Below are 14,284 nucleotides of genomic sequence, written 5' to 3'. Positions count from 1 at the left end.
ATAATTAATATATATTTATAGTTTTTTGTAGATTATTTGAATCTGTTTTTTACCCCAAATAAGCCCCATAAAAACGTACTCCCGCTAGGCTCACAGTCCTCACCCTGCCCTGAGCTAAAAGTTTGCTTAAAATCCGCTTGGAGTCCGCATCAAAGCTCGCCTCCACGTCCATCTCGCTTTGAGGACGCAGGGCGAGCATTTTCAAAAGCTCCTCCTCGCTAAAACGAAGCCTCCGCCCACCATACTGGCGCCTTGAAATCAACACAGGCACGCTATCTATCAGCCAAGAAAGCTCCACAAGCCTCTCCTCACTCACGGCCCTCACAGCATAGGCCGGGGGACGATCGAGCGTGCTAAGATCCACCCTCAGGGGCGCGATCTTTCTCAGGGCCTCATTGAGGGCTAAAAATTCCTCTTCCTTATCATTGAGCCCCGCCACCACGAGAACCTCCATCACAAGCTCCCCACGAAATTTTTGCCCAAATTCGGCCATTTTTTCCACCATCAAATTCAAATCAATGCCCCTCAAAGCCCTATCGATGCGAAAAAAGGTCCTTTCTATCGCGCTATCAAGGCTGAATTTCACCACATCAAGCTCCAAAAGCGCCTCAAATTTATCCGCGTCCAAAACCGCCGTTCCGTTACTGAGGATGAGGATTTTTTTATCCCTCACCCTGTTTTTTAGGGCTAGGATGAGCTCCTTCAAATGAGGATAAAGGCTCGGTTCGCCATTAGCCGTCAGGGTCAAAATATCAAACGCCACACCCCTTTCAAGATAGTCCTCAAGCTCTGCTAAAATTTCACCCACAGCCACGACATTTTTCTGCTCCCTCACAGGCTTTGCTGCGCGGAGCTCACAATAAACGCAGTCAAAATTACACTGCTTCCCCCCCGCACTCAAATCCACGCCCAAAGAAAGCCCAAAGCGCCTTGAATTCACAGGACCAAAGATGATTTTCACCGCCTTGAAAGCTCCCGCACCAAAGAAACAAAAAATTTCGCATTTTCCACAGGAATGTCGGGTAAAATCCCATGACCGAGGTTGAAAATATGCCCCCTGCCCCTCATCACTTCTAAAATTTCCCTCACGCCCCGCTCGATCGCCTTTTTATCATAAAGCCGACAAGGCTCCATATTCCCCTGCAGCACAAAGCGCGCAGAAAGCTTGTCCCTCGCAAGGGCTAGGGGCGTGCTCCAATCCACGCCAAAAACATCAAATTCCCCCCCAATCCCGTCCAAATACCCGCTCACGCCCTTTGGAAAAAGGATGACGGGGATGTGCGGATATTTGGCCTTGATATGGGCTGAAATTTCGCGCATGTAAGCGAAAGAAAATTCAAAAAAAGCCTCCGCCTCCAGGGCCGCCGCCCAGCTGTCAAAAATCTGCACCGCATCCGCTCCCGCCTTAATCTGCTCCTCCAAGTACCCCTTCAAAACCTCGGTGAGCTTTTGTAAAATTTGATGCAAAAATTCAGGCCTTTCGTAAAGCAATTTTTTACTTTTCGCGTAAGTTTTACTCCCCCGCCCCTCAATCATATAGGTCGCCAGGGTCCAAGGACTGCCGCAAAAGCCTATGAGAGCTTTATCTTTGGGAAGCTTATCGCGAGTGAGGGCTAGGGCATCATAAACATAGCCCAGCCTCTCAAGCGCCCCTGAGGCGTCCAAAGCGTCCAAATCCCGCTCATTTTCAAGCACCCTTTCAAACACCGGCCCCTCACCCCTCTCAAAACGCAAAGGAAGCCCCATTTCTAAAGGCACAACCAAGATGTCGGAGAAAATGATCGCCGCATCCACGCCCAAAATTTCCACAGGCTGCAAACTCACCTCGCTGGCCCTTTTATAATCCCTACAAAGCGCAAGAAAGTCCCCAGCCGCCGCCCTTAGGGCTCTGTATTCTGGCAGGTAGCGTCCGGCTTGACGCATGATCCAAACGGGGGTGTGGGGCGTGGGTTTTTTCAAGCAAGCATCGATAAAAATCATCGTTTTCCTTAAAATTTAGTGCTTTAGGAGAGTTTGTTTTTCAAAATTTCATTGACCTTGTTGGGATTGAACGCGCCCTTGCCAGCCTTCATCACCTGCCCGACGAAAAAGCCAAAAAGCTTATCTTTGCCGCCTTTATATTCGGCGACTTTGTCGGCATTTGCGGCTAAAATTTCATCGATGATGACCTCGATCGCCCCATCATCGCTGATCTGCTTTAGGCCCAGCTTTTCTATCGCCGCATCGATGTCAAATTCGGGACTTTCAAAAACAAAGGCCAAAACCTCCTTGCCAGCCTTGCCTGAGATGGTGCCATCCTCGATGCGCGCAATGAGCTTTGCCAGTTTGTCGGCGCTCACGGGGGAATTTTCAATGCCAACCTCCCCCTTCAAAAGCCCCATAAGCTCCGTTGTGAGCCAAGTAACGCAAAGCTTGGGATTTAAATTTTTTGCCAGCAAATTTTCAAAAAAACGGCTCATCTCAAGCGAGCTTATCAGCACCTCAGCATCGCTTTCTTTGATGCCAAATTCCTTCACAAAACGCTCTTTTTTTTCATCGGGTAGCTCGGGGATTTTTGGACTTAAAAATTCATCTTTTAGCAAAACGGGCAAGAGGTCGGGATCCGGGAAATATCGATACTCAGCCGCCTCCTCCTTGCCCCGCATCGAGCGCGTGATGAGCTTGCTCGTGTCAAAAAGACGCGTCTCCTGCACCACCTCACGCTCATAAGTGCCATCCTCCCATGCCTCGCTCTGTCTTTGAACCTCATAATCGATGGCCTTTTGGATGAAGCGGAAAGAGTTGAGATTTTTGATCTCCACCCGCGTATAAAGCCTATCATCGCCCCTTGGACGGATGCTTACATTCGCATCGCAGCGAAAGCTGCCCTCCTGCATGTTCGCATCCGAAATGTCCAAAAATCTTATGATGGCGTGGAGTTTTTTGAGGTAAGCCACAGCCTCATCGCTACTTCTAAGCTCAGGCTCACTCACAATCTCAAGCAGCGGCGTGCCTGCACGGTTTAAATCTACCTTTGAAATTTCACCCTCGTGCATATTTTTACCCGCATCCTCCTCCAAATGTGCCCTTGTGATGCCTATGCGCTTATTTTCGCCGCCGATGGTGATGAAAAGCTCACCCCCCTCTACGATGGGGATGTCAAACTGCGAAATTTGATAAGCCTTAGGCAGGTCGGGATAGAAATAATTTTTGCGATTGAAAACGCTTTTTTTATTGATCCTAGCATGGATGGCCCTGCCAAAACAGACGGCTTTTTTGACCGCTTCTTCGTTGAGCACCGGAAGGGCGCCAGGCAGGGCAAGGCAAGTGGGGCAAACATTGGTATTTGCGGCCTCGCCAAAGGATGTCGCGCAGGAGCAAAAAATCTTCGTTTTTGTGTTGAGTTGGGTGTGAACCTCAAGCCCGATGACAACCTCAAACATTAGAATTTCCTTTTAAGATCGAATTTTGAAATGTTAAATTTTCATTTTTTGACATTATAAAGCTCAAACATTAACTCAAAGTGTATTATAATCGGCTGCAAAAATTTAGATGAAAAGGACAAAAAATGCCACTGCTTGATAGTTTTAAGGTGGATCATACCAAGATGCCAGCGCCTGCTGTGCGGTTAGCCAAGACGATGAAGACTCCAAAGGGCGATGATATTAGCGTTTTTGACCTGCGTTTTTGCATCCCCAACAAGGACCTGATGAGCGAGAAGGGAACCCACACTCTGGAGCATCTTTTTGCTGGCTTTATGCGGGAGCATTTGAATTCTAGCACGGTTGAGATTATTGACATTTCGCCTATGGGCTGCAGGACAGGCTTTTACATGAGCCTGATAGGCACTCCCGATGAGGATACCGTGGCTAAGGCCTGGGAAAATTCAATGAAGGATGTTTTGAGGGTGTCCAGTCAGGAGGACATACCTGAGCTTAATATTTACCAGTGTGGCACTTGTAAGCTGCATTCTCTGGATGAGGCTCAGGCTATCGCACGCAAGGTTTTGGACGCCAGTATCGGCGTGATGGATAATGAGCTTTTGAAGCTTAAAAATTTTGCTTGATTGATTTCGACAAAGGAGAATGACGATGAAACTGATGTGCCCAATGCGTAACTAGCACATCCTTTGGACTGACATTATATTTCCAAAGGCTTGGTGGATAGGGAAATATAATGTTTTATGCTTCCTTAATCCTTAAAAATTTTTACCATCAATTTTTAAAGGAACTTTTATGAATTTACCCATACTCAAACTCAGCGATTACGAAAATGACAAGGATGCCTTCCTCAAAAATTTAAGAAATTTTGTCTCGGATCTAGGTTTTTTTTACCTTGTGGATCACGGCATTGAAGAGGAGCTCAACAAAAATTTATTCAAGCACAGCAAGCGTTTTTTCGCCCTGCCAAAAGATGTCAAAGAACTCATCTCCATGAAAAAATCTCCCCAGTTTAGAGGCTACACTAGCGAAGGTTTTGAATACACCGCTGGGGAAAGGGACTACAGAGAGCAAATAGACATCAGCACCGAAAGGCAGGCGCTTAAGTGGGATTTGAATTCCCCCTTGTGGCAGAGGCTTGAGGGTCCTAATCTTTGGCCCGAGCAAGTGCCTGAGCTTAAAAGCAGTTTCACGCTTTGGCACGAGCAGGTTCAAAATGCCTGCCTTAAGCTTTTGCGAGCCTTTGCAGAGGCGCTCAAACTTCCCAATGACGCCTTTGACAAGCTTTATGGCGAGCATTCTTACCAGCATTGCAAAATCATCCATTATCCCAAGCGATTCGAGGGCAACACTCAGGGCGTCGGCCCTCATAAAGACGGGGGTTTGATAACCTTCGTCCTCCAAGAGGAGCAAAGCGGACTCGAGGCCTTCATAAATGGCAAATGGGTCGGGATCGAGCCTCTTGAGGGCAGTGTGGTGGTCAATATCGGCGAATTTTTGGAGCTTGCGACCAATGGCTATTTGAAGGCTACGGTGCATCGTGTCAATTTGGGCGCCGCAGAGCGCTTTAGCATCGCCTATTTTTTGGGCGTTCAGCTTGATAAGGACATCCCTATTTTCAAACTGGCGCCAGAATTTAAGGCAGGCGGCGTGGACACTGACCCTAAAAATCCGCTTTTAAGAAACGTCGCGAGCAATTATTTTAAAAGAATGATTCGCTCCCACCCCGATGTGGCCAGCATCCACCACAGCGATTTGATAGAAAAATTCAGCTTTGCTTGAAAGGATTTAAAATGCGATTTTTGTTAAAAATTTTACTCACAGCGCTTTTTGCAAGCTCTATCTTGACAGCCAATCAAGACAATCTCATAAAAATAGGCTCTTCCATAGTCCCTCACGCGGATATTTTGCGCTTCATCAAGCCCAAGCTCAAAGAAAAGGGTTATGAGCTGAAAATTTTTGAGTTCAACGATGGCGTCATCCCTAATGTCATGGTCGAGGAGGGCGAGCTGGATGCGAATTATTTTCAACACCTACCCTACTTGAAGGAATTCAACGAAAGCAGGGGGACGCACATTGTGAGCGTTGGCTCGATACACATCGAACCTATGGGAATTTATTCCAGTAAGCATAAAAAATTTGACCCCAAGGATCAAGCCACGATCTCCATACCCAACAACCCAACAAACGAAGCTCGTGCCCTAAGAATCATCGCGAGCGCGGGTTTGATCACCCTCAAAGATAGCGAGCTAGTAACCCCAAGAGACATCCTTGATAATCCTAGAAATTTACGCTTTATCGAGCTTAAGGACGCTCATCAAACCAGAGCCTTGAGTGATGTGGATTTTGCGGTTATCAATTCCAACATGTCGATTTTAGGCGGCTTGAATCCTGTTAAAGATTCTCTTTACACAGAGAGCAAATTTAGCGAATATGGCAACATCATCGCCGTGAAAGAGGGCAATGAAAATTTGCCGAAAATTAAGGCCTTGCTCGAGGTCCTCAAAAGTCCCGAAGTGAAAGCCTTCATAGAAGAAAAGTTCAAGGGTGCTTTAATCCCTACATTTTAATGCAAAGGAAAATTATGAAAAATTCGATCATTTCTTACCCAAGGATAGGGGCCAACAGGGAGCTAAAATTTGGCACTGAGAAGTATTTTAAAAACGAAATCGATCAAAATGAGCTTTTAGAAATAGCTAGGAATTTAAGAATCAAACATTGGCAGAGCATCAAGGCTGCGGGGATTGATTTCATCCCGAGCAATGACTTCTCCTTTTATGACAATGTCCTAGATGCCGCCACGCTCTTTAACATCGTCCCCTCAAAATACAAACGCCTCAATTTAAGCCCACTGGATGAGTATTTTGCCCAAGCTAGGGGCTATCAGGGAGAAAAAGGCGATGTGGTAGCCCTAGCGATGAAAAAGTGGTTCAATACCAATTACCACTATCTCGTCCCAGAATGCGATGATGCGGACAAGATAGCCCTGGTTGGCGATAAAATTTTTAAAGAATATCAAGAAGCAAAGGAGCAGGGCATCGAAACCAAGCCCGTTTTGATAGGCGTTTTCACGCTGTTTAAGCTGGTTCATTTTAAGGATGAAAAAAGCAAAAATTTAGCCCAGAGCAAGCTAGCAGAGGCCTACACCGCGCTTTTACAAAGGCTCAACGAGCTGGGCGTGGAGTGGGTGCAGTTTGACGAGCCTTATTTGGTTTATGACCTGGATGCTAAAGAGATCGCTTTGTTTGAGGAGTTTTACGAGGAAATTTTAAGCCATAAGGGCGGGACAAAAATTTTGCTGCAGAGCTATTTTGGCGACTTGAGGGATCTTTACCCCTCCCTTTTGGGGAGCAAATTTGACGGCTTGGGGCTTGATTTTGTCGAGGGCAAGGAAAGCTTAAATTTACTCAAAGCGCACGGATTTAGCGATGAAAAAACACTCTTTGCAGGCCTTATCAATGGCAAAAATATTTACAAAAACAACTACAGCAAAAGCTTAGAGCTCGTTGAAAAAATACGCCAACACGCCTCAAACATCGTCCTCAACACATCTTGTTCGCTCTTGCACTCTCCCTATAGCGTCAAATTTGAAAGCAAGCTTGAAGATTCTTATCTTAAATTTTTTGCCTTTGCTGAGGAAAAGCTACAAGAGCTCAAGGAGCTAAAAATCATACTCAGTAGCGATGATCCAAAATCTCACCCACTTTTTAAAGCCAATATTGCCCTTTTTGAAAATACTCCTTCACGCTCGGATGCGGCCGTGCAAAAAAGACTACAAAATTTGAAAAAAGAGGACTTTGTGCGCTTGCCTGCTTTTGAGGAGCGCATTAGGGAGCAAAATGCGCTTTTAAATTTGCCCCCATTGCCGACTACGACCATAGGCTCATTTCCTCAGAGTGCGGATGTGCGCTCTACGCGCCTAGCCTTCAAACAGTCTAAGATCACCGCTGAAAATTACACAGAATTCAACCAAGGCAAAATCAAAGAATGCATCCAAATTCAAGAGGAAATCGGGCTGGATGTCTTGGTGCATGGCGAATTTGAAAGAAATGACATGGTTGAGTATTTTGGCGAGAATTTACAGGGCTTTTTATTCACGCAAAATGGCTGGGTGCAAAGCTACGGCACAAGATGCGTCAAGCCCCCTATCATTTGGGGAGATGTCTCCAGACTAAAGCCCATCACCGTTTCTTGGAGTCAATACGCCCAAAGCCAAAGCTCCAAGATAGTCAAGGGCATGCTCACAGGGCCTGTTACCATACTCAACTGGTCCTTCCCCAGAGAGGACATTTCCCTCAAGGAAAGCACCGAGCAAATCGCCCTAGCCATCAGGGATGAGGTTTTGGATCTTGAAGCGGCTGGCATTAAAATCATACAAATCGACGAGGCCGCCCTGAGGGAGAAGCTACCCCTTAGAAAAAGCGACTGGCATAGCGAGTATTTGGACTGGGCTATCCCCGCTTTCAATCTCGTCCACAGCGGGGTCAAAAGCACCACGCAGATCCACACTCACATGTGCTATAGCGAATTTAGCGACATTTTAAAAGAAATCGACGCACTGGATGCGGATGTCATTTCTTTTGAGGCCAGTCGTTCCAATTTGGAGCTCCTAGACACGCTCAAAGCCATACATTTTCAAACCCAGGTCGGTCCTGGCGTTTATGACATCCACAGTCCAAGAATTCCAAGCGTGGAGGAGCTTGTGCAAACGATGGAAAAAATCCTCCAAAAATTGCCCCGAGAGCAGGTGTGGATCAATCCCGATTGCGGCCTTAAAACAAGGGCTTACAAAGAGGTCGTCGCCTCACTTAAAAATTTAGTCAAGGCCACGCAGCAGGTGCGTGAAAATTTGTAGGAAAAAAGATGTGCAGCCTTTCTTTTGAAGTTTTTCCGCCGCGTTATGAGCAAAATCTTGACAATTTGAACGAAATTTTAGAAATTTTAAAAACGCTAAGCCCAGCCTTCATCAGTGTTACCTTCGGCGCGGGAGGCAGTGTGAACTCGACAAAAACTTTAGAAGTGGCCAGCCTCATACAAGATCTCTATCACATCCCAAGCATCGTTCACCTGCCCTGCATCCACTCAAGCAGGGAAAAAATTCAGGCCATCTTAACAGAATGCAAGGCAAGAAAACTGCGCAACATCCTCGCCCTGAGGGGAGATCTGTGCGGGGGCGTGGAGAAAAGTGCGGATTTTCACTATGCGAGCGATTTGATTTCTTTCATCAAAACTGAGGGGGAGTTTGAAATTTACGCCGCTTGCTATCCCGAAACCCACACCGAGTCCAAAGATGTCTTAAGCGATATAAATCATCTCAAATTAAAGGTCCAAGCAGGGGCAAAAAAGTTCATCACGCAGCTTTTCTACGATAATGAAGATTTCTACCGCTTTAAAGAAAGGATAGCGCTAGCGGGCATTGAGGCGCCCGTGTATGCTGGCATCATGCCCATCACTAGCAAAAGACAGGTGGAAAAAATCAGCTCCATGTGCGGGGCGAAGATCCCGCCCAAATTCGCAAAAATCCTCGATCGCTACGAGCACAATCAAAGTGCCCTCACCCAAGCCTCCATAGCCTACGCAAGCGAGCAAATCATAGACTTAATCGCCGCGGGAGTGGAGGGCATCCACCTCTACACCATGAACAAAACAGAAGCAGCTGTGAAAATTTACGAGGGCGTCAAAGAAGTGCTAAGAGACTAATGCCCCTCGCTCACGATGGTCGCGCCCGCCAAATAAACATAGGTCAAAATCATAAAAATGAAGGCCTGCAAAAAGGCCATGAAGGTCAAGAGCACATAGGCAGGAAGTGGCGCGATATAGGGCACTAGGGCTAAGATCACCGCCAAAAATAAATCATCGCCCTTGATATTGCCAAAGAGACGAAAAGAAAGCGAAATCACCCGCGAGATATGCGAGACGACTTCGATGGGAAACATTAGCGGCGCTAGAATTTTCACCGGCCCCATAAAATGCGCAAAATATTTCACAAGGCCCTGAGTGCGTATGCCCTCAAAATGATAATAAACAAAGACGATCAAGGCCAAAGAAAGCGTTAAATTCAAACTAGCGCTCGGCGAGTGAAAGCCGGGTATAATGCCGATGACATTACTGAAAAACACCACAATCCCCAAGGTCGCCACCAGGGGCAAATACCGCCGCGCTGCCCTCTCATCGCCCATGGTATCCCTGCCCATGGATAAAACGCCCTCCAAAAAGGCCTCGCCTAAATTTTGCATCCCCCGCGGCACAAGCTGCATGGAGTGCGTCGAAAATTTGGCGATGATGACGGCCATCAAAGCCACCAAGCCCAGATGAAAAAAATAAGAAAAGGTATGGCTAGCGTCTATAAAATCACTGAATAAAAACAAATCTTTCATCGTTTCCTTCCTTCCATCGTTTTCCTTAAAAATTTTTTAAATTAATCCAAAATTCTAGCTTATTGTTTCTTACAAAAAGCTATAATCGCAAAAAATTTTAAGGACGACCATGCCAAGCTATAGCTCCAAAATCAGCGAAGCCACCCTCATCAACAAGATCGCAAAAGATTTTTTCGCCGCCTTTGACACAAGCGATGATCTAAATTCTAACGTCGACCTCATCGTAGCGTCCAAAGGGGATCCGCTTTTTCGCGATTACTACTGCTTCATCGAGGCCAAAAAGGGCCACGCCGACAACACCCTCTCCCTCATCCAGCTCATCCTCACCGTGGGTAAGGCAAAAAAGCTCCCAAGTCCAAAATTCCTAGCCGCGCTCAACTGCGAGGAGATCGTCTTCATCCCCTTTCCAAAAATCCGCTTCATCTTCACCCAAAGCGATTTTAATTGGAATGTCCGCGCTAGCGATCATTGCAGCAAGGAATTCGCCCAAATGCAGGGCCTCATCAACGAAATTTTAAACCAAGAAAGGCTCAGCTACTCCTTCAGCAAGGACGAAAAAGAGCTCAAGCACTTCATCGCTTCAAATTTTCAAGGCAGCGGCGGGAGGTTAGAAATCACCGAGGACAATCTGGTCGAAGTGTATGAAAAATGGCTTGCGAATGTGCGAAATTCCATAGCAGTGAGGGACTGGGATGCCTTAAAAGCCTACCGTATCGTTGATGCGGACTTTTTCCTAGCCGATCTACTCTCCGAAAAAAACCAAACCTTAGCAAAAAAGCTCTTCGTCCTCTTGCAAAGCGATCATTACAAATACGACATCAAAAAAGATTCCCTTTTTGGCGAGGAGGCCAAAACGCTCCGATTCACCGACAAGCAAGCTGCCCACAAGGCCTTTTGGCGCCGCTATAAAAGGCCGCCCGATGAGAAAATTTGGGACACTCTCATCAAAAGGCGCGATCTGCTTTTGCCTAAGGATTTGCGCGAGAGGAAGGGGGCCTTCTTCACCCCGCCACAATGGGTCGTCAAAGCACATCAATACATCGCTCAGGCCTTAGGCGAGGACTGGTGGGAGCATTATGATTTGTGGGATCCTGCCGCTGGCACGGGCAACCTCCTCTCAGGGCTAAAAAATAAAAACATCTTCGCCTCCACCTGCGACGAGGGCGATGTGGGTGCCATGCAGACTAGGCGCAAGCTTGCAGGAGATGGGGCAAATTTAAAGGAAAATCACATTTTTAAATTTGACTTTTTAAACGACCCCCTGCCTTGCAGCCTGCATAGCGATCCTAAAAAGTATGCAAACCAGTGCTTTAATTGCAAAAATTTCAAGCCCGAAAGCACCACCCTCCCCCGCCCCCTCATCGACATCCTGCGCGATGAGCAAAGGCGCAAAAAGCTCATCATCCTCATCAACCCCCCCTACGCCGAGGCAGGAAATAAAAACAAAACGCACGATGCGGGAGTCAAGCACAAGGGCGGGGTAAGCACCCAAAACTCCACCTACGAGCGCTATAAAACGCAAATGGGCAAGGCTAGCAATGAGCTTTTTGCGCAGTTTTTCTTTAGGATGCATGAAGAAATTCCAGGCTGTATCCTTGCACAATTTTCAAAGTTGAAAATTGTGCAAGGGGCGAATTTTGCAAAATTTCGGGCCCATTTTCGGGCGCAATTTTTACGCGGCTTCCTCGTGCCAGCCGATACCTTTGACAATGTCCGCGGGGCCTTCCCTATAGGCTTTATGGTGTGGGATCTTGGCGCGAATGAAGCCATGCAAGAGTGCATCAGGCTTGATGTCTTTAGCCGGGCAAATCAGGCTTTGGGGGTTAAGAATTGCTATATTGATGCAAAATTCCTCTCATCTTTTGGAAAAATCACTCTCGAAAAAGATGAAAAAATTTTGGGATATTTTGCAGCTAAAGGCAATGACTTTCAGCACCAAAATAGTACATTTATAGAAAACGCAGAAAAACCAAGACCACCCTCAGGCGGGGTTAATATCTATTTTAGCGCGCGTAATCTCCTGCAAATTTGCATTTCTTTCGCCATCCGCCACGCCATCCCGGCCTCGTGGATCAATGATCGCGAGCAGTTTTTGTGGCCAAATGACGCGTGGGTAAAGGACAAAGAATTCCAGCACGACTGCCTCGCCTTTGCACTCTTTCACAAGCAAAACCGCATCGTCTCCGCCGCAGATGGCACCAACCACCTCATCCCCTTTTCTAGCGATGAAGTGGGCGCCAAAGAGAGCTTTAAGTCTGAATTTATGCGTGAATTTTTAGCGGGGAAGATAAAACTTCAAAAAGCCGCCGCCAAAGCCAAAAGAACTTTTGCCCGATGAAGAGCCAGGGGCCCAATTTCCCCAGTGGCAATTTGAGCCAAAGGGGCCGCTAGAATTTAGCCCCGAGGCGGGGGCCGTTTTTGAGGCCGGGCGGGCGCTTTTTGCCTACTATCACGGGCTTGAGAAAGAGCGCTTTTTTCACGCACCCTACAATGCTAACGCTAGCCTTTATGAGATCAAGGAATTCTTTCAGGGCCGGAGCAAAACAGGCAAGATGAACCCCCCAGCAAAGTGCCAGGATGAGCGCTACAAGGAGCTTTTAAGCGAGCTGAATAACTGCCTTTTGGATCTAGCGAAAAAAATCAAGCCTAAAATTTATGATTATGGCTTTTTGCGAGAGTGATGGACCCCCGGCCCCTGCGGTTTGCCCTCGCTGAGTCTCTTGCGCTGAGTCTGCGCTCGCCAAGGCCCCTCACGCTTCGCCACTCTTCTCGCTGCACACCGCCTACACTTTCCTCCGCCGCTTCGCCACTCTCGCCCTGCCTCAAAGCGCCGAGAATTCCCCTACATCCACTCCAAAACCTGAGAAAGCTCTTTTGCCACGAAGCACTTTGGCCCCACATCCTCCAGAGGTTTGCTCGGGACGATGGCGTTTTTAAATTTTTGCATCTTAGCCTCCCTAAGTCGCGCGTCCAGACTAAAAACCTCCCGCAGCTCGCCGCTTAGCCCAAGCTCACCGATGAAAACGCACTCCCTGCTCAAGGGGCGATTTTTAAAGCTAGAAACGATGGCCGCGACCACCGCCAAATCCGCCGCCGTCTCACTCACCCGCACCCCGCCACTGACATTGATGAAGACATCATAACGCCCCAGCGGAAGCTCAAGCTTCCTCTCCAAAAGCGCCAAAAGCATATCGAGGCGGTTGCGCTCATAGCCTGTGGCCGAGCGCTTGGGGTAAGCACTCTCGCACACCAAAGCCTCGATTTCTAGCACCAGGGCACGACTGCCCTCCATCACCACGCAAAGCGCACTTCCCGCGCCCTTGCTTGCCCGCCTGAAAAAGCGCCCGGCCAAATCCTTCGCGCTCACAAGCCCACGCGGACTCATCTCAAAAATCCCCACCTCGCTCGTGTTACCAAAGCGGTTTTTAAAGCCGCGCAGTAGGCGAATTTCCTTAGTCGCATCGCCTTCAAAATAAAGCACCACATCCACCATATGCTCCAAAACCCGAGGCCCAGCGATCGCGCCCTCCTTAGTGATATGCCCGATGATAAAAACGCTCACATTACGCTGCTTGCTCACGCGCATAAGCTCAAAAGTGATTTCACGCACCTGCGTTATAGAACCTGCGGCGGAGGCGATTTTCTCACTATAAAGGGTTTGAATGGAATCGATAATGAGGACATTGTAGGGACGCTTTTCAAGCTCGGCTAGGATATTTTCAAGGCAAAGCTCAGTGAGGAGAAAAAGCTCAGCCGCATCAGCTCCAAGCCTGTCAGCCCTGAGCTTGATCTGGCTCTTGCTCTCCTCCCCACTCACATAAAGCACGGCGGAATTTTCTTGTGCTAAATTGGCAGCAATTTTAAGTAAAAGCGTTGATTTTCCCACGCCCGGACTACCACCGATGAGGATTAATGACCCCTCAACAAGCCCTCCGCCCAAAACCAAATCAAGCTCCGCATCGCCCGTGCTTTTACGGCTCAAACTCTCAAGCTCCACCTCAGAAATGCAAACCGCCTCACTGGCTTTATGGGTGTGTTTGGCGCTTTCTTTCAGGACTTGAATTTGCTCTTTTTTTAATTCTAAAAAGCTATCCCACGCCCCACACTCTGGGCATTTGCCTAGCCATTTTGCCTGCTGATTACCACAATGCTGGCATTCAAAGAGAATTTTATTTTTCGCCATTTTTGACCTCGCTCATGCTAGAAATTTCGGGGGAAAGTTTGAGCGAGAGGGAAGTTTTTGAAGGGGAGAAATTTTCTGGCGGAAGGACAGAACCTCGCTGAGAGGAAGTTTTGGGCGAGAGGAATTTTCTGGCGGAAAGATATACCCTCGCTGCAAGCTGAGAAGGTGAGATTTAAGACGCTAGAATTTGTGAGGGTTGGATTGAAAGCGCTAAGAAATTTAAGGGTAAGGTTTAGAGTTTTCACAATTTTCCTTTGATAATTTTGCGATATTTTAACCCCTTTGACTTTAAAAAGGGCTTTTTA

The 14,284-nt window shown here is 47.5% G+C and carries 12 protein-coding genes; 7 read left to right on the top strand and 5 right to left on the bottom strand.

Translation table 11 applies throughout. The features are described 5' to 3' along the window. Window positions 1-49 precede the first annotated feature (49 nt). The 3 genes from Q4A73_RS06235 to gatB are packed head-to-tail and all read right to left on the bottom strand — an operon-like array spanning window position 50 to window position 3,422. Window positions 50-961 (bottom strand): radical SAM protein, encoded by a 912-nt coding sequence (locus Q4A73_RS06235; RefSeq protein ID WP_303206593.1) that lies wholly within the window; start codon window positions 959-961, stop codon window positions 50-52. After that, on the bottom strand, window positions 958-1,980 hold the full coding sequence (gene hemE / locus Q4A73_RS06230; protein ID WP_303206592.1) for a uroporphyrinogen decarboxylase: 1,023 nt from the start codon (window positions 1,978-1,980) through the stop codon (window positions 958-960). Before hemE ends, Q4A73_RS06235 begins: the two co-directional genes overlap by 4 nt. Window positions 1,981-2,003: 23 nt before the next feature. Beyond that, on the bottom strand, window positions 2,004-3,422 hold the full coding sequence (gene gatB / locus Q4A73_RS06225) for an Asp-tRNA(Asn)/Glu-tRNA(Gln) amidotransferase subunit GatB (protein ID WP_303206591.1): 1,419 nt from the start codon (window positions 3,420-3,422) through the stop codon (window positions 2,004-2,006). A 125-nt stretch (window positions 3,423-3,547) separates the two neighbouring features. On the opposite strand from gatB, the gene luxS reads away from it, so the two are divergent. The 5 genes from luxS to metF all read left to right on the top strand — a co-directional run bounded on the left by luxS (window position 3,548) and on the right by metF (window position 9,119). Beyond that, on the top strand, window positions 3,548-4,045 hold the full coding sequence (gene luxS / locus Q4A73_RS06220) for an S-ribosylhomocysteine lyase (protein ID WP_303206590.1): 498 nt from the start codon (window positions 3,548-3,550) through the stop codon (window positions 4,043-4,045). 169 nt (window positions 4,046-4,214) lie between these two features. Beyond that, on the top strand, window positions 4,215-5,201 hold the full coding sequence (locus Q4A73_RS06215; RefSeq protein ID WP_303206589.1) for an isopenicillin N synthase family oxygenase: 987 nt from the start codon (window positions 4,215-4,217) through the stop codon (window positions 5,199-5,201). An 11-nt stretch (window positions 5,202-5,212) separates the two neighbouring features. Then, window positions 5,213-5,989: a MetQ/NlpA family ABC transporter substrate-binding protein gene (locus Q4A73_RS06210; RefSeq protein ID WP_303206588.1), complete on the top strand. Its 777-nt coding sequence runs from the start codon at window positions 5,213-5,215 to the stop codon at window positions 5,987-5,989. A gap of 14 nt (window positions 5,990-6,003) precedes the next feature. After that, on the top strand, window positions 6,004-8,274 hold the full coding sequence (metE, locus tag Q4A73_RS06205) for a 5-methyltetrahydropteroyltriglutamate--homocysteine S-methyltransferase (protein ID WP_303206587.1): 2,271 nt from the start codon (window positions 6,004-6,006) through the stop codon (window positions 8,272-8,274). An 8-nt stretch (window positions 8,275-8,282) separates the two neighbouring features. After that, entirely contained in the window at window positions 8,283-9,119 is an 837-nt protein-coding gene (metF, locus tag Q4A73_RS06200; protein WP_303206586.1) for a methylenetetrahydrofolate reductase [NAD(P)H], read from the top strand. On the opposite strand, the gene Q4A73_RS06195 is transcribed toward metF, so the two are convergent. Continuing rightward, window positions 9,116-9,796: a F0F1 ATP synthase subunit A gene (locus Q4A73_RS06195; RefSeq protein ID WP_303206585.1), complete on the bottom strand. Its 681-nt coding sequence runs from the start codon at window positions 9,794-9,796 to the stop codon at window positions 9,116-9,118. The two genes, metF and Q4A73_RS06195, sit on opposite strands and share 4 nt — an antisense overlap. Before the next feature lie 109 nt (window positions 9,797-9,905). On the opposite strand from Q4A73_RS06195, the gene Q4A73_RS06190 reads away from it, so the two are divergent. Together Q4A73_RS06190 and Q4A73_RS06185 are read left to right on the top strand one after the other, a co-directional pair. Continuing rightward, window positions 9,906-12,134 (top strand): hypothetical protein, encoded by a 2,229-nt coding sequence (locus Q4A73_RS06190; RefSeq protein WP_303206584.1) that lies wholly within the window; start codon window positions 9,906-9,908, stop codon window positions 12,132-12,134. After that, a complete protein-coding gene (locus Q4A73_RS06185) occupies window positions 12,124-12,477 on the top strand; it encodes a hypothetical protein (RefSeq protein ID WP_303206583.1) in 354 nt (117 codons plus the stop codon). Before Q4A73_RS06190 ends, Q4A73_RS06185 begins: the two co-directional genes overlap by 11 nt. A gap of 161 nt (window positions 12,478-12,638) precedes the next feature. On the opposite strand, the gene radA is transcribed toward Q4A73_RS06185, so the two are convergent. Beyond that, a complete protein-coding gene (radA, locus tag Q4A73_RS06180) occupies window positions 12,639-13,979 on the bottom strand; it encodes a DNA repair protein RadA (protein WP_303206582.1) in 1,341 nt (446 codons plus the stop codon). Window positions 13,980-14,284 lie beyond the last annotated feature (305 nt).

Origin of the sequence: Campylobacter sp. (genome assembly GCF_030528245.1) — a bacterium.
GTDB lineage: Bacteria > Campylobacterota > Campylobacteria > Campylobacterales > Campylobacteraceae > Campylobacter_D.
This window is presented reverse-complemented; position numbering and strand designations above follow the sequence as displayed.